A 19,581-nucleotide genomic window follows, 5' to 3' on the forward strand; every position below is an offset into this window, starting at 1 on the left:
GCAGACGATAAAACCGTAGATCTGCTGGGATATTCAGCAAGAAATGCAGCGCACGAGCAAATTAATGAGAAAGCTTCTCAAAATCACGGGTTTGATAAGATATGGGGGCGAAAGAACAGATTGCAATGCAGGGTAAAAACCAGCGTTGATGCGGCCCCGGGTTGGAGCCGCAATTAGTGACAACGTCACGCTAAGACAGAATCAGCCCCGCGATTAAATCAACTGCCGCGCTGTCGGATAATCGGTAATTAGCACGTCAATGTATCCCCCTTTCAGCGCACCGCGTATGGCGTTAGTTTTATCGACACCACCAGCTAAAGCAACAACATGCGAGCATTCCCGCACCTGGCTCAGTTCCATGCCAATCACCGGGTCTTCTTCTTTACCAAGTACTGGCTCCCCTTGCGCATTGAAATAATGCAGGCAGATGTCCCCAACCGCCCCGCGCTCCGCCAGCGTTTGCAGCATGGCTTCACCGTAGTAGTTGCCCGAATTTTTCAGCAACTGTGAAGGTTCGAGATCGCCAATCCCCACGATAGCCACGTCCACTTCGGCAAACTTGCCGACAACTTCGGCCACGTCTTGGCTGGCAACCAGTTTGGCACGTTCCTCCACTGAGTGTTCGATACTCTGGGAAGGGAGCAACCAAGCCGGGCAATCTAGCTGTGCGGCCAGGTTTTGCGTCAGAATGGTCGCCTGTACGTTACCGTTTGGCCCCACCCCCCCCAACAGTTGAATCACGCCCCGCGCCTTAATGCTTTGTGGGTGAAGCTCGTCGACCATCGCACGAATGGTACTGCTCCAGGAAGATATTCCGACCAGATCGTTCACCCGCAATCGAGTTTCCACGTAGTGCGCAGCGGCACGGCCAATGGCGTGTTTGATTTGCGCCCCGGAAGCGGGCTCATCAACGTCTACCACGATCGCCTGACGAATGCCGTATTGCTTCTCGATGGCCTGTTCCAGGGACAGGAAGATATTGGCGGGTTGGATAACGCTGATCTTCACCACCCCTTCTTTCTGACAGCGCGTGATCGAGCGAGAGACAAACGACTGCGATAGGTTCAACAGCCCGGCAATCTCGGATTGCTTCATGCCGTCGACGTAATATAGCGTCGCGATCTTAACTAATAGCCGTTGTTCATCCTGCTTTGACATAGCGCCTCCTGAGTGACCCCCGTATTTTTATTCAAGTTTGAATGAATAACAAGAAAAGTCACTTTTTGTCGATCATTCGAACGATTTGTGATCGGTTTCGCCTTTTCAACATTTCCCTGAATTCCTCATGGACAGACCGATGGATCGGGCATATCGTTACATTGAATAATAAATCATGCTTGAATATATATTCAATGTGGAGATAACGAATGAAATATACCCTACTGAAAACCTCGCTTCTGGCCGCTCTGCTGGCCACTTCTGCCAGCCTTTACGCCACGGATAAAGGGCTGATCGCCATCATCACCCCTTCACACGATAATCCGTTCTTCAAAGCCGAAGCGGATGGCGCTGCGGCAAAAGCCAAAGAGCTGGGCTACAGCACTCTGGTGGCATCCCATGATGATGATGTGAACAAGCAAAACCAGCTGATCGAAACCGCTATTGCACGCAAAGCAAAAGCCATCATCCTGGATAATGCGGGAGCCGATGCCACTCTCGGGCCATTAGAGAAAGCCAAAGCGGCTGGCGTGCCCGCTTTTCTGATCGACCGTGAAATCAATAAAACCGGCGTCGCCGTGGCACAGATCGTCTCCAATAACTATCAAGGGGCGCAGTTGGGTGCAGAGAAATTTGCCAAGTTACTCAATGGTAAAGGGAAGTACGTCGAGCTTCTGGGTCGCCAGTCCGACACCAACGCCCACGTGCGTTCTCAAGGATATCACGATGTGTTGGACGACTATCCCGACCTGAAAATGGTAGCGCAGCAAACCGCCAACTGGAGCCAGACCGAAGCCTTCAACCGTATGGAAGCCATTTTGCAAACTCAGCCTGATATTGTCGGCGTCATCTCCGGCAACGACACCATGGCACTGGGTGCAGAAGCCGCGCTGAAAGCCGCCGGTAAAACCAACGTTATCGTGGTGGGGTTTGACGGCAGTGACTATGTCCGCGATTCCATCATTGCTAAAAGCAATATCAAAGCCACCGTGCTGCAACCGGGTTGGCAACAGGCGCAGATGGCGGTCGTGCAGGCAGACTATTTCTTGCAAAACGGTAAAGCGAAGGAGCAGGAAAAACAGCTTATGGACTGCGTCCTCATCGATGAAAACAACGCATCGAAGCTGAAAACCTTCAACCTGACCAAATGATCCCGGAGGGGCTATGTCGTTAAAACAATGGGGTGTTGGACTCTTGTGCTGTAGCACCCTGTTGCTGACTGCCTGCCGGGTGGTCGATCTGGATGAGTCTGGCAACCCTGTAATTCCGCCAGATCCCAACGCGAAAGTCAGTTTCGCCAACCAGACGCCCGCGCAGATAGCGCAACAAACCTGGAACGATAGAGTCATGACTCAAGCACGTAATCATGCCCTTGAGGCCAGTGCCTTAAGTGACCGAGCTACCGGCACGAAAGATGAGAGTGTGTTTGTCAAAGCCCAGAGCAACGTGGAGAAAGTCGATCTCAGCAACCCGCGGGAACATACCCTGACCTTTAAGCTGAATAACCAGTCCGTAGTAGTGCAAGTTGGCCCGGTCATGCGTGGCAACGCGATTCGTGACGCCGCAGGCTTTAAGTTCGAAGACTTCACCAACCAGGTGCAGTTTGCCCAGCTTGCCAAAGCCTATAACCGGGAAGCCGCCAAGCAACTGCCTGCCGTCGACGAAAGCTGGCGTCAGAAACCGGTGACTATCCTAATGGCTGTCACGCTCAACAATGGCGCCATCAGTGAAGCTATCGCGCTCGATTTACAGCAGGGGGCACCATGATAGAACAAGATCCTATCGTCTTGCGTACCCGAGGTATTTCGATGCTGTTCCCCGGCACGGTGGCGCTAGACAATGTTGATTACAACGTTTGGCGTGGCAAGGTCAACGTCATCATCGGTGAGAACGGTGCCGGCAAATCAACCTTGATGAAGATCCTCGCCGGTGTGCAGCAACCCAGCTTGGGTGAGATCCAGCTAAACGGGGAAACCGTGCAATTTGCCAACACTCGTGAAGCGGCAGCGCTGGGGATCGGTATGGTTCATCAGGAGTTGAACCTGTTTGAAAACCTCTCGGTATCCGAGAATATTTTTCTTGGCCGAGAACTTCAGCACGGTATCAGCCCCATCGATGAGACCACACAGCAGCTGCGTACCGCTGAGCTATTAACCAGACTTGATCAGCCGATCTCACCGAAAGAGTTGGTCGCCAATCTCAAGGTTGGGCAACAGCAGTTGGTCGAGATTGCCAAAGCGTTGGCCGAAGACGCGGATATTTTGATTCTGGACGAACCGACATCGGCATTAAGCAAAACCGAAGTGGACATCCTGTTTCGCGTTATCCGCGAACTGACCCGCCAGGGCGTGTCGATCATTTATATCTCTCATCGCCTGGAAGAGCTGATGGCGATTGGCGATGTCATCACCATTCTGCGCGACGGCAAGTTTCAAGCCGAGGCCCAGGTCAGTGACATTGACGTGCCGTGGATCGTGCGGGAAATGTTGGGCAGTGAACCGGTATCGAGCTTTCTCCAGCCAGGCCGCCAGTTTGGTGCCCCTATTCTTGAAGCGGAACATCTCACCTGCGTCAATGCCGCCGGAAATGCCGTGGTGGACGACGTGAGTTTTCAGGTACGGGCCGGGGAAATTGTCGGCATTTATGGGTTGATGGGCGCCGGGCGTACCGAGCTGTTCGAGTGTCTTCTGGGTACTCAACGCAATTATCTTGGCAAGCTGTGGCTTGACAGCAAGCCGGTTCCAGCCCGCCTCTCCACCGCCGAGCGCATTCGTATGGGGATGAGTCTGGTCCCAGAAGATCGCAAACGTACCGGCATTTTCCCCATCTCTTCGGTCGCCAACAACCTGACCATCGCCAGCTTATGGCGGCGGCTACAGCGCGGTTTGGCCATTTCGCGCGCGGATGAAACCGCCGTTGTAGCGAGCACCATCGGCAACCTGTCGATCAAAGTCTCGTCACCGGAGGTGGAGATCCAGGCGCTGAGCGGTGGCAATCAGCAGAAAGTGGTGATTGGCCGCTCGCTGCTGACTAACCCAAAGTTATTGCTACTGGATGAACCGACACGCGGTATTGATGTGGGCGCCAAAGCCGATGTCTTTCGCATGATGGTGCAACTTTCAGAGCAAGGCATTGCGGTCGTCTTTTCCACCTCGGATCTGAAAGAGATTATGGCGGTGTCAGACCGCATCCTGGTGATGTCCGTAGGTAAAGTAACCGCTGATATTGCCCGTGAACAGGCCGAAGAGTCGGCGTTGGTTTCCGCTAGTGCACAAGGGTTTTAATATGAAAACGAATGATACCATCGCGCTCACCGTCAGGCCGTCCCCGCTATTCGGTTCGCGTGAAAACCTGTTACTCCTGCTGTTGAAACTACGCACCTTTATCGCGCTGTTTCTGATCGTGGGTTTCTTTGCCGCCATGGTACCGGGCTTTCTTGCTGCGGGTAGCATGGTGATCATGATCAAGCACATTGCCATCAACGCCTTCCTGGCGCTGGGCATTACCTTTGTCATTATCACCGCCGGTATCGATCTCTCTATCGGCGCCACGCTCGGCCTGTGCGGCATGATCGCGGGTTGGCTAATCACCAAGGGCATTGTCCTGCCGATGTTCGGTATCGCCATTTTCCCCAGCGTCTGGGTGGTTGTTCCGGTGGTGCTGGTGATTGGCGGGCTGATTGGCTCGGTTAACGGCTGGATTATTACCCGTTACAACGTCGCCCCCTTTATCTGCACGCTCGGCACCATGTACATCCTGCGAGGCGCCGCGATGCTGACTTCTGGCGGCGAAACCTTCCCAGGGCTGTCCGGCAATCCTCAGTTGGGTAATACCGGCTTCGATCTCATTGGGTCCGGCACGCTATTCGGTATTCCGTGGGCTATCTGGATCATGATCGTGCTGGCCATTGTCATCGCCTACGTCGCACGCCGTCTGCCTTTTGGCCGGCACGTCTACGCGATAGGAGATAACGAACGAGCCGCCGAGCTTTCCGGTGTCAAAGTGCGGCAGGTCAAAGTCTGGGTTTATACCTTGTCAGGCTTCTGCGCCGCTATCGCCGGGATCGTCGTCTCCGCCCAGTTGGTTGCCAGCCACCCGGCAAATGGGACTGCCTTTGAGATGAATGCCATCGCCGCCGTGGTCCTGGGTGGCACCTCCCTGGCAGGTGGACGAGGCACCATCCTCGGTACGCTGGTCGGCGCCTTTGTCATTGGTTTCCTGGCCGACGGATTGGTGATGATGGGCGTAAGTGAGTTCTGGCAAATGGTGATCAAGGGCATCGTGATCATCGTCGCGGTCATCATTGACCAAATGCAAAACCGTATGCAGCAGAAGGCGGCCGTGGTCGCTCAGAAAACGTTAATGGAAGGCGCTGGAAAGGTGTAGGACGTCACTATGTCTGTTTATCAGCGATTTTTTTTGCCCCTCCTGAATATATATTCAATTATGATTTTTAATGCAGAGGTAACACTATGAATCCGTTCTCACTGTCCGTTACGGATCTCGAAAAAACCGCGCGAGCCATCCGTCGACGCATCATTGTGCTCAATGCCAATAGCCCGGCGGGTGGGCATACCGGAGCCGATCTGTCACAGGTTGAAATTCTGACGGCGCTCTATTTTCGGGTAATGAACTGTTCCCCCGAGCTGGTTAACAGCGATGAGAGGGACATCTACATCCAGTCAAAAGGCCATGCGGCTGGCGGTTATTACTGCGTGCTGGCCGAAGCAGGTTTCATCCCGCCAGAGTGGCTGCCGACCTATCAGCACGCCGATTCGCATCTGCCGGGGCATCCGGTGAAACATAAAACCCCCGGGGTTGAGCTGAACACCGGAGCCCTGGGGCATGGCTTACCCGTCGCGGTAGGTATCGCTTTGGCAGCAAAACGTAGCAACAGCAAGCGCCGGGTCTTTGTGGTCACCGGTGATGGTGAACTGGCCGAAGGTAGCAACTGGGAGGCCGCGCTGGTCGCCGCCCACTATCAGCTCGACAACCTGATCATCATCAATGATAAAAACAATCTGCAACTAGCGGGCGCGACCAAAGACATCCTCAATACCGATCCACTGGATGAGAAATGGCGGGCGTTTGGTCTGGCTGTGACGCAATGCCGTGGTAACGACATGCAGGACGTAGTCACTACGTTGGAAGGATTACAACCCCAGGGGAAACCCCAGGTCGTGATCGCCAATACTACCAAAGGCGCGGGCATCTCCTTTATACAGGGGCGCGCAGAATGGCATCACCGGATACCTAAAGGTGACGAAGTAGAACTGGCCCTGGAGGAACTGAAAGATGAGTAATAGCGAACACCTGGCCACCGTGATGGTGAATGCCTTTATAGACGCCGTTAACCGCGGCATAGATCTGGTGCCAGTAGTGGCAGACTCAACCTCTACGGCAAAAATATCGCCGTTTGTGAAACAGTTTCCCGACAGATTGGTTAACGTTGGTATTGCAGAGCAGACACTGGTCGGCACGGCTGTCGGTCTGTCTATGGGCGGTAAAATTGCCGTTACCTGCAACGCTGCCCCCTTCCTGATTTCACGGGCTAACGAGCAGATCAAAGTGGATGTTTGCTACAACAACAGCAACGTCAAACTGTTCGGGCTTAATTCTGGGGCCAGTTATGGCCCGCTGGCCAGTACCCATCACAGTATTGATGACATTGCCGTGTTGCGCGGTTTCGGCAACATCGAGATTTATGCCCCTTCCTGCCCGGTGGAATGCCGTCAGATCATTGACTACGCTTTGCAACATGTCGGGCCGGTGTATATCCGCCTTGATGGTAAGTCTCTGCCTGAGTTACACGACGAGAATTATCATTTTACGCCAGGTGCCATCGACGTGTTGCGCGAGGGTGCGGACGTTGCATTGGTGGCCATGGGCTCAACGGTGTATGAAATCGTCAACGCCGCTGCACAGCTTGCCGACCGTGGCATTAGCGCAGCCGTGATTAACGTCCCCTCCATCCGCCCTTGTGACACCGCACAGCTTTTGGCCATCCTGCAAAAATCCCGCCACGTCATTACCGTTGAAGAGCACAACATCAACGGCGGTGTCGGGAGCCTGGTGGCTGAAGTGCTGGCAGAAGCGGGCTGCGCGATACCCCTGATCAGGCTTGGTATCGCTGACGGTGGCTACGCTATTGCCGCAGGCCGCGAGGATATGCGAGCCCATCACGGTATTGATGCGGCAGGTGTGATACGAAACGCAACGGTGCTTTGTAAAGGAGCATAACCATGTCCAGCCCGATTATTCTGGCTATTGATGAAGGTACTACTAATGCCAAGGTGGTCGCGGTAGATCGCCATGGGCAGATAGTCGCCCGTTGTAGCGTGGGTGTGGCGATGAACCATCCACTCCCGGGCCTGGCCGAACAGGATCCGCTAGCCATCTGGCAAGCCGTTTGCCAAGCACTTGGGGGTTGCCTGCGACAGTTGGGCACGGTGACGGTAGCCGGGATCGCCATCAGTAACCAGCGTGAATCCGTGCTGGTATGGCAGCGTTTGGACGGCAAGCCGCTGACGCCCGTCGTCAGTTGGCAGGACCGGCGATCGGAAACCTATTGTCGAACACTGTGCTCTCAGGGTTACAGTGAACTGATCACTCGGCTTACCGGTTTGCCTGTAGACCCTCTGTTCCCGGCCGCCAAGATCCGAGCCTTGTTAGCGGGGATCCCCGACGGTATGCGGCGGGCTGAGCAGGGTGAGCTATGCATCGGTACTCTCGACAGTTGGCTGAACTGGCAGCTAACCGCTGGCCGTTCGTTTACCACCGACTACTCCAATGCAGCCCGTACCCAGTTGTTCAATATTTATCGAGCCCAATGGGATAATGAACTGCTGGCCCTGTTTGGTATACCGCAAGCCGCATTGGCACAGGTCCGCCCTTCTTCCTCTCTCCACGGCGAAGTGCAGATTGCCGACATTGCGGGATTACCGGTTGGTACCCCCATCCTGGCGCTGATTGGTGACTCTCACGCCGCGCTTTACGCGCAACAAAACGCCTGTGGCCAGGTGGTAAAAGCCACTTATGGCACCGGTTCATCGTTAATGTACTCATTAGCCGAACCGGTCAATCGTGATACCCCGCTAAGCACCACCCTAGCCTGGCACGACGGCAGGCTGAATTACGCGCTGGAGGGCAACATTACCCATACCGGCTCGGGTGCGGCCTGGTTAGGGGGAATGTTGGGCGTCAACGATCCGCTGCAATTAACGGCCATGGCGCAATCGGTGGAAAACAACCAAGGCGTGTATTACGTCCCGGCCCTCTCTGGGTTAGGGGCACCTTGGTGGGATATCCAGGCACGTGGCATGGTTTGTGGCCTGACGGATGCTGCCACGCCCGCCGTATTGGCCCGTGCCGCACTGGAATCCGTGGTGTACCAAATTGCCGACGTCTTCTTCGCCATGGAGCAAGCCTGTGGCAAACCACTGGAGACCCTGAGCGTTGACGGCAGCGCCACCAAAAACCGCTGGTTGATGCAACTGCAGGCCGATGTTTTGCAACGTCCATTGGTCATTCACTCCGCCACCGAGGTTTCAGCTTTGGGAGCCTCACTGTTGGCGGGTAAATTCATCGGCTGGTGGCAAGACGGGGAAACCTTGGCAGAACTGGCAAACGGTGGCGAACGTCTATTGCCACAAAGCGGTCGGCAACAAACCATGCAAGACAACTATAAACAGTGGCTAGAAGCCGTGGCGCGCTGCCGCTTTCAGCCCAAATAACCTGATATTGGAGTGATGTCATGTCTCGTATTCCACAACAATTAACGTTTGGCGTAATCATTGGCAACCGTGGGTTTTTCCCGAGTTATTTAGTCGCAGAGGCTCGCAAACAGGCTGAAGCCCTGTTCTCCCGCCAGGGGATCAACACCATCATGTTAACCGACGGACAGACGCATCTGGGAGGTGTAGAAACCCGCCAGGATGCCAAAGTCTGTGCCGAACTTTTCCGCCAGCATCGCGATGCTATCCACGGAGTGGTTATCCTGCTACCCAACTTCGGCGATGAAAAGGCCGTCGCGGAAACCCTGCGTTTATCCGGTCTGGACGTTCCGGTGTTAATCCAGGCGCAAGAAGATAATCTTGATAAGATGGGCCTGGCGACCCGCCGCGATAGCTTCTGCGGCAAGATCTCACTGTGCAACAACCTGCGCCAATACGGCATTCCCTTTACGCTAACCACACAACATGTCTGCGCATTGAATAGCGAGATTTTTGCCGCCGATCTGCAACGTTTCGCTCAGATCTGCCGCGTCGTGAAATCCATGCAAGGCGTGCGCATCGGCGCGATAGGCGCACGTCCTGCCAGCTTTAATACCGTCCGCTACAGCGAAAAGCTGCTGGAGAAGATGGGCGTGGCGGTAGAAACCCTCGATCTGTCTGAAATATTCACCCGCATTAAGCACATCAGTGACAGCGATCTGCGAGTACAGGAAAAACTTGAGCTGTTGGTGGAGAATGCGGACGCCAAAGGCATTCCCAGCGACAAGCTCAACACCATGGCCAAATTGTTCGTGGTGATCAGCGAATGGGTGGCGGCGAATGATATTGATACCACCGCAATCCAGTGCTGGACCTCGTTGCAGGAAAATCTGGGGATCAACGTTTGTTCGATCATGAGCGTGATGTCCGGGCAGTTAATGCCTAGCGCCTGTGAAGTGGATGTCATGGGCGCACTTTCCATGTACGCGTTGGCCAGTGCTTCGTTGAATCCGGCCTCAATTGCCGACTGGAACAATAACTTCGGCGACGACCGTAACAAATGTGTGCTGTTCCACTGCGGTAACTTTGCCAGCAGCAGCCTTGAATCACCGGCGATGGGCACCGCCGATATCATCGGCACCACGGTCGGTAAAGAAAATACCTGTGGTGCCGTGCATGGCAGGATGAAAAGCGGCCCGCTCACCTATTTCCGTCTGTCATCCGATGATTTTACCGGCGAAGTCAAAGCCTACGTGGGCGAAGGCCAATCGGTGGACGATCCTCTCGATACCGTAGGCTGTCGTGCCGTTATTGAAGTACCGCATCTCGAAAATCTGCTGGCGTGGATCTGCAACAATGGTTTTGAACATCATGTGGCAATGAATCATTCGGCAACCGGTGCGGTGCTACATGAGGCATTCAACAAATATCTGGGCGTAAATTGTTATCAGCATCGCTAATCAAGTAATCAATACAGGTGCCTGAATACAGGCACCTGAAAATTACTGCTCGCGTTCTCGCTCGCCGATTTCCTGCTGCTCCTGCGGTGGAATGGTAAGTGGCCCAAACCAACGCTGAGTCAGCCAACTGGCCAGGGTAACCAGCAGCCAGCTAATGACAATCGCCATCGCCAGATCCCGCGGCCAATGCATACCGAGCATCAGGCGGCTCGCCATCACGCCAAACGCCCAAATCATCAACACCGCTACGGTTTTATAATGCCGCCGCGGCCACAACAGCCCGACCCCCAGCAATGCCCACATAGCGGCAAACATCGTGTGGCCTGAAGGGAACGAGAAGCCGGTTTCAAACTGCCAGTGTTTGCTCAACCATTCAGGCACCAGCGCCTGGTCCAGCAACTGCTCTTTGACCAGAGCGCTACGTTGCTTCCTGTCCAACGAGTAGAAGTATTTTTCATCAATCTGATGGGTCGACTCCAGCCACACGACAAACGGCCGCGGTGCCTGGACCTGCTCTTTGATGGAAGATTTGACCGCCTGGCCAATCCCGATCGCCGCAGACAACAGGATGAACAACCCCACCGCCGGTTTCAGCCGAAAACGCAGACACCACAGAAACCAGGCCGACAGGATCAGGCTAGTGAGGATACCCCAGGGCGCAGTGACAGTCTCCGTCACCCAGAACAGCGCTTTTAACAGGCCGTCATTACCACCGGGTTGCCAGTGCCAGCCAAAAAGCCAGACCGCCAGCGGCAACAACATCAGCACAATCGCTCCGCCCGCCGTGCGTTTTGCTATCTTTAACATCCCATTATCCTTCCACTGTGGTTAACCCGCAGTGTAACAATCTTGCGAACTCAGCAAAACAAGAGAAATTAGATAGATAACTGGCCTATTGCAACAATAGGAGCGGTAAAACGCCATATGCTGCTTTGCTGAGCACCGCTCGGCGACAAGTTATGGCAAAATAGCCGGTAAAGAATGAAATAGCGATCGTCGCCGTCTGTTTTAATGCTGGTCAGTCCCCTGTTCCAGTCGTAGGATGCACGCAGCGATTTGACAGGTAGTGTTTTTGGAGAGTGACATGCAGCTTAAACGTGTGGCGGAAGCCAAACTGCCAACACCATGGGGTGATTTTCTGATGGTGGGGTTCGAAGAACTGGCCACCGGGCAGGATCATCTGGCACTGGTTTTCGGCGATATTACCGGTGAAACACCGGTCCTCTCACGGGTTCATTCCGAATGTCTGACCGGTGATGCGCTGTTCAGCCTGCGCTGTGACTGCGGTTTTCAACTGGAAGCCGCATTGGAACAGATCGCCGAGGAAGGCCGTGGCATTCTGCTGTATCACCGCCAGGAAGGCCGTAATATCGGTCTGTTGAACAAGATACGCGCCTATGCCTTGCAGGATAAAGGGGCGGATACGGTGGAAGCCAACCATCAGCTAGGCTTTGCCGCCGATGAGCGAGACTTCACCCTGTGCGCCGATATGTTCAAACTGCTGGGGGTAGATGCGGTGCGCCTGCTGACCAATAACCCGAAGAAGGTCGAGATCCTGAGCGAAGCGGGCATTAATATCTCCGAGCGCGTGCCGTTGATCGTTGGCCGTAATCCGAAGAACGAACGTTATCTGGCCACCAAGGCCGCTAAAATGGGCCACTTGCTGGACAAAAAATAAGAATAAGGGCGCCTTTTGGCGCCCTCGTTTTCTCTACAGCATTTTACGGATAACGTAGTGCAGGATGCCATCGTTCTGGTAATAAGTCAGCTCATTGCCGGTATCAATGCGGCAACGGGTGTTCACCACCACCTGCCGGCCATCGGCATAGGTGATATTGACCGGTACCGTCTGGCCGGGTTGCAACGCCTGCAAACCACTCACGTCGATCAGTTCCTCCCCCGTCAAACCCAGCGTTTTGCGCGTTATACCCTGCGGGAATTCCAGCGGCAAGATACCCATACCGATAAGGTTGGAACGGTGGATGCGCTCAAAGGATTCGGCGATCACCACTCGCACCCCCAATAAACGCGGGCCTTTGGCTGCCCAGTCACGGCTGGAGCCGGAGCCATACTCTTTACCAGCGATCACCGCCAGTGGCACCTGCTCCTGCTGATACTGCATGGCGGCATCATAGATCGCCATCTGATTCTGCGAAGGCAGATGGCGGGTATAGCCGCCCTCCACACCCGGAACCATTTCGTTACGGATACGGATGTTGGCGAAGGTGCCCCGCATCATCACTTCATGGTTACCGCGGCGCGAACCGTAAGAGTTGAACTCTTTCACCTCGACACCACGTTCACTCAGGTAGCGCCCCGCCGGGCTGTCACGCTTGATGTTGCCCGCAGGCGAGATATGGTCAGTGGTCACCGAGTCTGCCAGGATTGCCAGAATACGCGCGCCGTGAATGTCCTGCACCGGATCCGGTTGCGCTTTCATGGTACTGAAGAATGGCGGATGGCGAATATAGGTAGAGTCAGCTTGCCATTCGTAGGTCGCGGAACCGGTCACCTGGATCGCTTGCCAACTGGCGTCGCCATCAAACACGGCACCGTATTCCTTATGGAACATTTCGGTGCTGACCTCGGCCACGGCTTGGGCAATCTCCTGGCTGGTAGGCCAGATATCCTTCAGATAAACCGGTTTCCCGTCGCGACCTACGCCCAACGCATCTTTGGTCAGATCAACCTTCATGTTACCTGCCAGCGCATAGGCAACCACCAGTGGCGGCGAAGCCAGCCAGTTGGTTTTTACCAGCGGGTGGATACGCCCTTCAAAGTTACGGTTACCGGACAGCACAGCGCCTACGGTAAGATCCCCTTCCTTGATCGCTTGCTCAATCGGCTCGGGCAACGGGCCAGAGTTACCAATACAGGTCGTACAACCGTAGCCAACCAGGTTAAAGCCCAATTGCTCCAGATACGGCGTCAGTTTGGCGCGGTCAAAGTATTCGGTCACCACCTTGGAACCCGGTGCCAGTGAGGTTTTCACCCAAGGCTTGGTCTTCAAACCCTTTTCAACGGCTTTTTTGGCCAACAGGCCAGCGGCCATCATCACGCTCGGGTTGGAGGTGTTGGTACAGGAGGTAATGGCTGCGATCACCACCGCGCCGGTATTTAGCTCCAAGCTTTTGCCACCCAGCGTGAAACTTTTCACTTCCTGCTTATCTTTTTGACCGCCAATCTCCAACTCGGTCGCGGCGGTGAATGCGGTTGGCACCTGCGGTAGCGCGACGCGGTCCTGCGGGCGTTTCGGCCCTGCCAGGCTGGCCTCAACCGTTGACATATCCAGCGACAGCGTGCTGGTAAACACCGGTTCATCGCCTGGATTACGCCACATCCCCTGTGCCTTGGCATAGGCTTCCACCAATGCGATCTGCTCAGCGCTACGGCCACTTAACTGCAGGTAGCCCAACGTCACGTCATCCACCGGGAAGAAGCCACAGGTTGCCCCGAACTCTGGCGACATGTTGGCAATGGTTGCCCGATCCGCCAACGGCAAATCAGCCAGTCCATCACCATAAAACTCAACAAACTTGCCGACGACGCCGTGCTTACGCAGCATTTGGGTGACGGTCAGCACCAGGTCGGTGGCCGTAATACCCTCGGATAACTTACCGCTGAGTTTAAAACCCACCACATCCGGGATCAGCATGGAGACTGGCTGGCCCAGCATGGCAGCTTCGGCCTCAATACCGCCAACGCCCCAGCCTAGGATACCAAGACCGTTAATCATAGTGGTGTGGGAGTCGGTCCCCACCAGGGTATCGGGGTAAGCAATGCGTTGGCCATTCTCTTCGGTATGCCAAACGGTTTGCCCCAGATACTCCAGGTTTACCTGATGGCAGATGCCGGTGCCGGGTGGCACCACGCGGAAGCGGTTGAAGGCCTTTTGCCCCCAGCGCAGGAAGGTGTAGCGTTCGTGGTTACGCTCCATTTCGATACGCACGTTTTCGCCAAAGGCGTCATCGTCGCCAAACTCATCGACAGTGACCGAGTGGTCAATAACCAGATCGACCGGTGACAGCGGATTCACCTGATCGACGTTCCCTCCCAGGCGCAGAACTGCCTCACGCATTGCCGCCAAATCCACCACGGCAGGCACACCGGTGAAGTCCTGCATCAACACCCGCGCCGGGCGATAAGCAATTTCGCGATCGGCATGGCCGGTTTGCAACCAACCTACGATCGCCTTCAGATCGTCAACCTGTACCGTATCACCATCCACATGGCGCAACAGGTTTTCCAGTAACACTTTCATCGATTTCGGCAGCCGGTCAATATCCCCTAACTGTCTGGCCGCCAGTGGCAAACTGTAATAGTGATACTCACTACCCAGTGCTACCAGCTTATCCATACTCGTTTTACGAAGATCGGACGACATAGCTCCTCCATTTTTTATTATGTCAAAACAGGGTGATTTCTGAGGTGTTATTTAAAGATAACACAAACGCCATGTAACGTTTTGATAACAACACGTATTGATCATAACGATAGGCAAGAGCAATCAAAGGCGGGAAGCTACAGGTAGGTCAATGAGTTAGCAGGTATCAGATAGTGAAAAACCGCCCTTCGGCGGTTTAAATGATTTAATGCGGTTCAAGTTAACGGCCTATTTGGTCGGCAGTTTGATGTCCTTGAACATGGCTTCGATCTCGTCATTAGTGCGTAAAGCCACAGCGGTATCGACCACGTCGCGCGTCAGATGCGGTGCGAAACGCTGGATAAAGTCGTACATATAGCTGCGCAGGAAGGTACTGCGGCGGAAACCGATCTTGGTGGTGCTATAGGTGAAGATATCGCGGGCATCCACCATCACCAAATCCGGATCCTGTACCGGATCGACCGCCATGCTGGCGATCACGCCAACACCCAGCCCCAGGCGTACATAAGTCTTGATCACGTCAGCATCGGTGGCGGTAAACACGATGCGCGGCGTCAACCCCGCCCGGTTAAACGCCGTATCCAGCTCCGAGCGCCCCGTAAAGCCGAAGGTATAGGTGACGATAGGATACTCTGCCAGTTCTTCAATGGTGATGTGGCTCTTGCCCGCTAAAGGATGATCGGGTTTCACTACTACCGCCCGGTTCCAGTGGTAGCACGGCAGCATGATTAAATCGTCATACAGGTGCAGCGCTTCGGTAGCGATGGCAAAGTCTGCAGAGCCTTTGGAAACCGCTTCGGCAATCTGCGTTGGCGAGCCCTGGTGCATATGCAGCGACACGCGCGGGTAACGCTCGATAAAGCCTTTAATCACATTGGGCAAGGCATAGCGTGCCTGGGTATGGGTGGTTGCCACATACAGCGAGCCTTTGTCCGGGTAAGTATGTTCCCCGGCAACGGCCTTGATGGCCTCCACTTTGGACAGCACTTCGCGAGCAATGCGGATAATTTCCTGGCCAGCAGGCGTCACCTGGGTAAGGTGCTTGCCGCTACGGGCGAAAATCTGGATGCCTAGCTCATCCTCCAGCATCCTCACCTGCTTGCTGATACCCGGTTGCGAGGTATAGAGACCTTCAGCCGTGGAAGAGACGTTGAGGTTATGATTCACCACTTCTACGATGTAACGAAGCTGCTGCAATTTCATATTTGAATACCATCCTAGGTTAAAACACTGCGGCCTGCCGCAGCCAGGTATCTCGGTGTTGCCCCGGTATGCTTAATTCTCACAAGCCTTAAACACAGTGATTTCGCCCAGATGCTGATGAAAACGCCGTTGCTAATAAGCTTTAATCATAAAAAACGTTTTTATATAACCATTATATCATGTCGCGCTACCAAGTATAGAGCCGCTTCACAAGATGATAACGATCTTTTCGCATGATTATCAACGCCGAGCCTTGCCGATAAAAATAAGAAAAAGCAGAGAAGAATAGATCCGCCAGCCGATTTTCGCCAATAAAAAACCAGCTCAGTGAGCTGGTTTTTTTGGTGCTGCCTTGCAGCCGGGTTACTTCTTGCCTTCAACCCATTTGCCATCAACGAAGAATGCGGACCAGCCGGTGGCCTTGCCGTCTTTCTCTGATGAGACATACTGCTGCTTGGTTTTACGGCTGAAGCGCACCATCGTCTTGTTGCCTTCGGGATCGGCCACCGGCGCATCGGCCAGATAGCTCAATTTCTCCGGCAAACGATCTTTGAAGCGCAGCAACTCTTCCACTAACGGCGCACGGGTTTCGCGCGATTTAGGGAAGGTGTTGGCCGCCAGGAACACGCCTGCCGCCCCATCACGCAACACAAAGTAGGCGTCCGATTTCTCGCACGGCAACTCAGGCAGCGGGACCGGATCCTCTTTCGGCGGCGCAACTTCACCGCTGCGCAGGATCTTACGGGTGTTCTTGCAGTTTTCGTTGGTGCAGCCCATGTACTTACCAAAGCGCCCCATTTTCAGGTGCATTTCGGAACCACATTTCTCACACTCAACGATCGGGCCGTCGTAACCTTTCAGGCGGAATTCGCCCTGCTCGATTTCGTAGCCGTCACAAGCCGGGTTGTTACCGCACACGTGCAGCTTGCGCTGGTTGTCGATCAGGTAGCTGTCCATCGCGGTGCCGCACTTCTGGCAGCGCTTACGGGCACGCAGGGCGTTGGTTTCTGCATCATCCCCTTCCAGGATGTTCAGCACTTCCGCTTCCGGCACCAGGTTGATGGTGGTTTTGCAGCGCTCTTTCGGCGTCAACGCATAACCGGAACAACCAAGGAACACGCCGGTACTGGCGGTGCGGATGCCCATCTTGCGGCCACAGGTCGGGCAGTCAATGCTGGTCATCACCATCTGGTTCGGGCGCATACCGCCCTCTTCAGGGTCTTTCTCGGCGGTTTCCAACTGCTCGCTGAATTCGGCAAAGAATTCGTCCAGCACTGCTTTCCATTCCGCCTGATTGTTGGCGACCTGGTCCAGGCCATTTTCCATGCGTGCGGTGAAGTCGTAATTCATCAGCTCACGGAAGTTTTCTTCCAGGCGATCGGTGACGATCTCACCCATTTTTTCCGCGTAGAACCGGCGGCTCTCTACCCGCACATAACCACGATCCTGAATGGTCGAGATGATCGAGGCGTAGGTAGATGGACGGCCAATTCCGCGTTTTTCCAACTCTTTAACCAGTGAAGCTTCACTGTAACGTGCCGGTGGCTTGGTAAAGTGCTGGCTCGGGATCAGCTTTTGCAGATCCAGCTCGCTGCCCACTTCCACAAACGGCAGAGTGCGATCTTCATCGCCCTTACGCAGCGCAGGCATCACCTTGGTCCAGCCATCGAAACGCAGAGTACGACCTTTGGCACGCAGCAGGAAGTCGTCGGCTTTCACCGTCAGCGTGGTGGAGTCGTATTGCGCTGGTGTCATCTGACAGGCGACAAACTGACGCCAGATCAGCTGATACAGTTTCTGCGCATCCGCTTCCATATCTTTCAACTGTTCAGCCAATACGCTGACATCGGAAGGACGGATCGCTTCGTGCGCTTCCTGAGAGTTTTCTTTGCTGCTGTATTGGTTAGGCGCCTTCGGCAGGTACTTGTCGCCGAAGTTGTCACCGATATAACCGCGCACCATGTTGACCGCATCCTGGCTCAGGTTGGTGGAGTCGGTACGCATGTAGGTGATATGACCGGCTTCATACAAACGCTGCGCCATCATCATGGTTTTCTTCACGCCGAAGCTCAGGCGGGTACTGGCAGCCTGTTGCAGCGTGGAGGTGATGAATGGTGCACCCGGTTTGCTGCTGGTTGGCTTGTCTTCACGATCCAGCACCGTATAACGGGCTTTTTCCAGCAGGTTAAGCGCGGCATGGGTCTGCTCACGGTTAACCGGTTTGAACGGCTTATCGTGGGCATGGGTGACTTCCATCTGCAGCGCGATTTCGCCTTTCGCCAGCAGATCGGCATGCAGTTCCCAGTACTCTTCGGGTACGAACGCCTTGATGTCGCGCTCACGCTCCACCACCAGCCGTACCGCAACGGACTGCACCCTGCCAGCGGACAGGCCACGAGCAATTTTTTTCCACAGCAGTGGCGACACCATGTAGCCCACTACGCGGTCCATAAAGCGACGCGCCTGCTGTGCGTTGACACGATCGATATTCAGCTCGCCTGGCGCTTGGAACGCCTGCTGGATCGCGTTTTTGGTGATTTCGTTAAACACCACGCGGCTAAAGCGCTTGTCGTCACCACCGATCACTTCCCGCAGGTGCCAGGCGATGGCTTCCCCTTCGCGGTCAAGGTCGGTTGCGAGGTAAATGTGGTCAGCATTTTCGGCTAACGACTTTAACTCGGCGACCACTTTTTCCTTACCGGGCAAAATCTCATATTGCGCTTCCCACCCGTGGTAAGGATCGACGCCCATGCGATTGACCAGCGCGGTCTTTTCATCTTTCTTGACTTTCTTTTTGGCTTTGTCTTTGGTTTTGTCTTCGGTTGACTCAGCGCTCTTTTTGCTAGCTGAGCCACTGGTCGGCAAATCACGGATATGACCGACGCTGGACTTCACCACGTAGTCATTACCTAAATATTTATTAATAGTTTTGGCTTTTGCCGGGGACTCAACTATTACGAGAGCTTTGCCCATAATTACCTTTACCTGAATTTAATACTTCTAAAAAGAAGCCATTTGTCTCGCCGTACCGCGGCAATTCGTATCTCTTATTTATATTGCGGTACTCTGGCAAGAGATCAACCTGTTTTTTTCTAATGGTTGCCTAACTGGTCAACCTGAACGCATTTAGCCAGCCTAACCTGTTCACGCCGAACCCCAGAGGCCAGGCCAGCTATGACCTGCGTTGAGCGTAAACAAATCCTTCCACCGGAAGCCGCAAAATCCCACACTCTACCTGATAACAAACGCGACGCAACTTAATTAGCGCGGAAAACCTCATTTCACCTCGGACGGTCAAATCACTGGCCGTCCAGACGGCAATTAAACCTTAGCTGGTTTGCGGACAAACGCGAACCCGCGCTAGAATACGTTCAGAATTTTCGCTTGCAGGAGAAATAAATGCGTAACAACACTCAACCCATCGAACGAGCAGATCTGCTTACTGAAGCAAATAACATCATCCGCCAACACGAAGATTATATGCACGGCATGGTGGCCACCGACGTTGAGCAGAAAGGCAGCGTGTTGGTTTTCCGCGGCGAGTTCTTTTTAGATCCCGAGGGGCTGCCAACGGCAAAAACCACCGCCGTATTTAATATGTTTAAGCACCTGGCCCATGTGCTTTCCGAGAAATATCATCTGGTGGGTTAACCATTAAAAACGG

15 protein-coding genes are annotated in these 19,581 nt (G+C 54.3%); 10 read left to right on the plus strand and 5 right to left on the minus strand.

Features of this window, described 5'->3' with window-relative positions:
* Positions 1–213 precede the first annotated feature (213 nt).
* Positions 214–1,158, minus strand: coding sequence for a sugar-binding transcriptional regulator (locus WN53_RS21995; RefSeq protein WP_046808287.1), 945 nt, complete (start codon positions 1,156–1,158; stop codon positions 214–216).
* Between the two features lie 209 nt (positions 1,159–1,367).
* On the opposite strand from WN53_RS21995, the gene WN53_RS22000 reads away from it, so the two are divergent.
* The 8 genes from WN53_RS22000 (at position 1,368) to WN53_RS22035 (ending at position 10,330) form a co-directional block, all read left to right on the plus strand.
* Complete coding sequence (locus WN53_RS22000) at positions 1,368–2,309, plus strand: D-ribose ABC transporter substrate-binding protein (RefSeq protein ID WP_024486500.1); 942 nt, start codon at positions 1,368–1,370, stop codon at positions 2,307–2,309.
* Between the two features lie 13 nt (positions 2,310–2,322).
* On the plus strand, positions 2,323–2,925 hold the full coding sequence (locus tag WN53_RS22005) for a DUF2291 family protein (RefSeq protein ID WP_024486499.1): 603 nt from the start codon (positions 2,323–2,325) through the stop codon (positions 2,923–2,925).
* Positions 2,922–4,442, plus strand: coding sequence for a sugar ABC transporter ATP-binding protein (locus WN53_RS22010; RefSeq protein ID WP_024486498.1), 1,521 nt, complete (start codon positions 2,922–2,924; stop codon positions 4,440–4,442). The genes WN53_RS22005 and WN53_RS22010 overlap by 4 nt, the downstream gene beginning before the upstream one ends.
* 1 nt (position 4,443) lies before the next feature.
* Positions 4,444–5,544 carry an ABC transporter permease gene (locus tag WN53_RS22015; protein ID WP_024486497.1) on the plus strand — a complete coding sequence of 367 codons (1,101 nt, stop codon included), beginning with the start codon at positions 4,444–4,446 and terminating at the stop codon, positions 5,542–5,544.
* Between the two features lie 86 nt (positions 5,545–5,630).
* The gene (locus WN53_RS22020; RefSeq protein WP_024486496.1) at positions 5,631–6,461 is read left to right on the plus strand and encodes a transketolase; all 831 of its coding nucleotides are present in this window, start codon (positions 5,631–5,633) and stop codon (positions 6,459–6,461) included.
* Positions 6,454–7,398, plus strand: a complete 945-nt coding sequence (locus WN53_RS22025) for a transketolase family protein (protein WP_024486495.1) — start codon at positions 6,454–6,456, stop codon at positions 7,396–7,398. The genes WN53_RS22020 and WN53_RS22025 overlap by 8 nt, the downstream gene beginning before the upstream one ends.
* A 2-nt stretch (positions 7,399–7,400) precedes the next feature.
* A complete protein-coding gene (locus WN53_RS22030; RefSeq protein ID WP_046808288.1) occupies positions 7,401–8,891 on the plus strand; it encodes an FGGY family carbohydrate kinase in 1,491 nt (496 codons plus the stop codon).
* 20 nt (positions 8,892–8,911) lie between these two features.
* Complete coding sequence (locus WN53_RS22035; RefSeq protein WP_024486960.1) at positions 8,912–10,330, plus strand: L-fucose/L-arabinose isomerase family protein; 1,419 nt, start codon at positions 8,912–8,914, stop codon at positions 10,328–10,330.
* 42 nt (positions 10,331–10,372) lie between these two features.
* Here the strand turns inward: WN53_RS22035 and pgpB are convergent, their stop codons facing one another.
* Positions 10,373–11,137: a phosphatidylglycerophosphatase B gene (gene pgpB, locus WN53_RS22040; protein ID WP_024486959.1), complete on the minus strand. Its 765-nt coding sequence runs from the start codon at positions 11,135–11,137 to the stop codon at positions 10,373–10,375.
* Between the two features lie 277 nt (positions 11,138–11,414).
* On the opposite strand from pgpB, the gene ribA reads away from it, so the two are divergent.
* A complete protein-coding gene (gene ribA / locus WN53_RS22045; protein WP_024486958.1) occupies positions 11,415–12,008 on the plus strand; it encodes a GTP cyclohydrolase II in 594 nt (197 codons plus the stop codon).
* A 33-nt stretch (positions 12,009–12,041) separates the two neighbouring features.
* Here the strand turns inward: ribA and acnA are convergent, their stop codons facing one another.
* From acnA to topA, 3 genes are all read right to left on the minus strand, one after another.
* Positions 12,042–14,714: an aconitate hydratase AcnA gene (gene acnA, locus WN53_RS22050; RefSeq protein WP_046808289.1), complete on the minus strand. Its 2,673-nt coding sequence runs from the start codon at positions 14,712–14,714 to the stop codon at positions 12,042–12,044.
* Between the two features lie 228 nt (positions 14,715–14,942).
* Positions 14,943–15,917 carry an HTH-type transcriptional regulator CysB gene (gene cysB, locus WN53_RS22055; RefSeq protein WP_021181263.1) on the minus strand — a complete coding sequence of 325 codons (975 nt, stop codon included), beginning with the start codon at positions 15,915–15,917 and terminating at the stop codon, positions 14,943–14,945.
* Positions 15,918–16,280: 363 nt separating this feature from the next.
* Positions 16,281–18,890, minus strand: a complete 2,610-nt coding sequence (gene topA / locus WN53_RS22060) for a type I DNA topoisomerase (RefSeq protein ID WP_046808290.1) — start codon at positions 18,888–18,890, stop codon at positions 16,281–16,283.
* 426 nt (positions 18,891–19,316) lie between these two features.
* Between topA and WN53_RS22065 the strand changes: the two genes are divergently transcribed.
* Positions 19,317–19,568, plus strand: a complete 252-nt coding sequence (locus WN53_RS22065) for a YciN family protein (RefSeq protein ID WP_021806572.1) — start codon at positions 19,317–19,319, stop codon at positions 19,566–19,568.
* The last annotated feature ends 13 nt before the right edge of the window (positions 19,569–19,581 follow it).

The sequence above is a fragment of the Serratia fonticola genome (assembly GCF_001006005.1).
GTDB classification, from domain to species: domain Bacteria; phylum Pseudomonadota; class Gammaproteobacteria; order Enterobacterales; family Enterobacteriaceae; genus Chania; species Chania fonticola.

Excerpts from the sequence above, each read along its gene's own strand:
- acnA (WP_046808289.1), bottom strand. The coding sequence starts at position 14,714 with ATGTCGTCCGATCTTCGTAAAACGAGTATGGATAAGCTGGTAGCACTG.
- pgpB (WP_024486959.1), bottom strand. The coding sequence starts at position 11,137 with ATGTTAAAGATAGCAAAACGCACGGCGGGCGGAGCGATTGTGCTGATG.
- WN53_RS22010 (WP_024486498.1), top strand. The coding sequence starts at position 2,922 with ATGATAGAACAAGATCCTATCGTCTTGCGTACCCGAGGTATTTCGATG.
- topA (WP_046808290.1), bottom strand. The coding sequence starts at position 18,890 with ATGGGCAAAGCTCTCGTAATAGTTGAGTCCCCGGCAAAAGCCAAAACT.
- WN53_RS22020 (WP_024486496.1), top strand. The coding sequence starts at position 5,631 with ATGAATCCGTTCTCACTGTCCGTTACGGATCTCGAAAAAACCGCGCGA.
- WN53_RS22015 (WP_024486497.1), top strand. The coding sequence starts at position 4,444 with ATGAAAACGAATGATACCATCGCGCTCACCGTCAGGCCGTCCCCGCTA.
- WN53_RS22065 (WP_021806572.1), top strand. The coding sequence starts at position 19,317 with ATGCGTAACAACACTCAACCCATCGAACGAGCAGATCTGCTTACTGAA.
- WN53_RS22035 (WP_024486960.1), top strand. The coding sequence starts at position 8,912 with ATGTCTCGTATTCCACAACAATTAACGTTTGGCGTAATCATTGGCAAC.
- WN53_RS22005 (WP_024486499.1), top strand. The coding sequence starts at position 2,323 with ATGTCGTTAAAACAATGGGGTGTTGGACTCTTGTGCTGTAGCACCCTG.
- WN53_RS21995 (WP_046808287.1), bottom strand. The coding sequence starts at position 1,158 with ATGTCAAAGCAGGATGAACAACGGCTATTAGTTAAGATCGCGACGCTA.
- WN53_RS22030 (WP_046808288.1), top strand. The coding sequence starts at position 7,401 with ATGTCCAGCCCGATTATTCTGGCTATTGATGAAGGTACTACTAATGCC.
- cysB (WP_021181263.1), bottom strand. The coding sequence starts at position 15,917 with ATGAAATTGCAGCAGCTTCGTTACATCGTAGAAGTGGTGAATCATAAC.
- ribA (WP_024486958.1), top strand. The coding sequence starts at position 11,415 with ATGCAGCTTAAACGTGTGGCGGAAGCCAAACTGCCAACACCATGGGGT.
- WN53_RS22000 (WP_024486500.1), top strand. The coding sequence starts at position 1,368 with ATGAAATATACCCTACTGAAAACCTCGCTTCTGGCCGCTCTGCTGGCC.
- WN53_RS22025 (WP_024486495.1), top strand. The coding sequence starts at position 6,454 with ATGAGTAATAGCGAACACCTGGCCACCGTGATGGTGAATGCCTTTATA.